Origin of the sequence: Streptomyces sp. NPDC005438, from assembly GCF_040606315.1 — a bacterium.
Classification (GTDB): domain Bacteria; phylum Actinomycetota; class Actinomycetes; order Streptomycetales; family Streptomycetaceae; genus Streptomyces.
Genome location: NZ_JBEXEP010000038.1, coordinates 1 through 1114, shown reverse-complemented (window position 1 = coordinate 1114; position 1114 = coordinate 1). Strand labels below are relative to the sequence as shown.

General features: G+C 62.5%; 1 protein-coding gene, 1 tRNA gene and 1 pseudogene. All 3 read right to left on the bottom strand.

From position 1 onward, the window contains the following. Nucleotides 1–94: 94 nt before the first annotated feature. Nucleotides 95–167: transfer RNA gene (locus ABZT14_RS25590), tRNA-Thr, on the bottom strand. A gap of 69 nt (nucleotides 168–236) precedes the next feature. Then, on the bottom strand, nucleotides 237–623 hold the full coding sequence (locus ABZT14_RS25585) for a DegT/DnrJ/EryC1/StrS family aminotransferase (protein WP_356306919.1): 387 nt from the start codon (nucleotides 621–623) through the stop codon (nucleotides 237–239). Between the two features lie 111 nt (nucleotides 624–734). Continuing rightward, nucleotides 735–923: pseudogene (locus ABZT14_RS25580) on the bottom strand (DegT/DnrJ/EryC1/StrS family aminotransferase); the annotation flags it as partial. Nucleotides 924–1114 lie beyond the last annotated feature (191 nt).

The window sequence follows — 1114 nt, the reverse complement described above, 5'->3', positions numbered from 1 at the left end:
TTTTAATAATATGCACACCCCAGATGTGAATCGGGGGGAGAAACAAAATCTGGGGGGCGGTAGCAACTTACGTTGCTACCGCCCCACTTGTAAGAGCCCCAAAACGGAATCGAACCGTTGACCTTCTCCTTACCATGGAGACGCTCTGCCGACTGAGCTATTGGGGCCTGCCGACTGCGTCGATCCTACCCGATCTCCGAGGTGCGGCTGACCACTCCCCCGCAGTCCTCAGCACCTCAACAGGCGGGCTCCATCAGGAGGCCACCCAGGGCGTTGCAACCACTGACGATCTTCTGGAGTTCCCGCTTCGTCATCCGTGGACGCAGCAGCAGGGAGAGGCACTCGGCAGAGGCCCGTTCGGTCTCGGGCAATGACTGCGCGGTGTGGAAGGCCCGGGTCCAGTGCAGTGGCGTCTGCACAGGTACCTCGCACTGCACACCACGAGCGCGCAACGCCCTCTTGAACGCGTCACGGTCGGGGCGCCCGTTCCCCGGCACACGCACCACGTAGGCCAGGAGACCAGGAGCGGCCTCCCCGGTGAAACCTGTCGTGATCACGCCGCGCAGACGTGCGCTCAGGTACGTCGTGTGGCGACGCAGTGCGGCGAGCTCGAACTCGCTCAACGTGGGTGCGTCCCCGAGGAGTTCGTAGAAGGGCACCTCACGAAGATCAGCGGCACGGAGGGCTCCACGATCAGAGGTCCCCATGAGCGACGCCTCTGCCGCAACAGCCACCGTGCGTTCCGTGATCGCGGCGCCCACAGCTGTAGGGGCAAGGGAAAGAGTTGCGGGGTCGATGTCCACGAAGACAGGGAGTCCACCTGCCTCACGGACCGCCTCGGCCAACGCGGGCCTCGCGAAGGCGGACATGAGCACCTCGTCACCGGACCTGACCTGGCTGGCTATGTCGTGTGTGGTCGCCATACGGCCATGCTTCTCAGGGCAGGTGAACACCAGGTTGCGAAAAACAAAAGGCCCCCGGTTCTCCAGACGAATAGTCCAGAAAACCGGGGGCTCTTTCTAAAAGGAGTTCGGCGGTGTCCTACTCTCCCACACACTCCCGTATGCAGTACCATCGGCGCTGTAAGGCTTAGCTTCCGGGTTCGGAAAGTAAC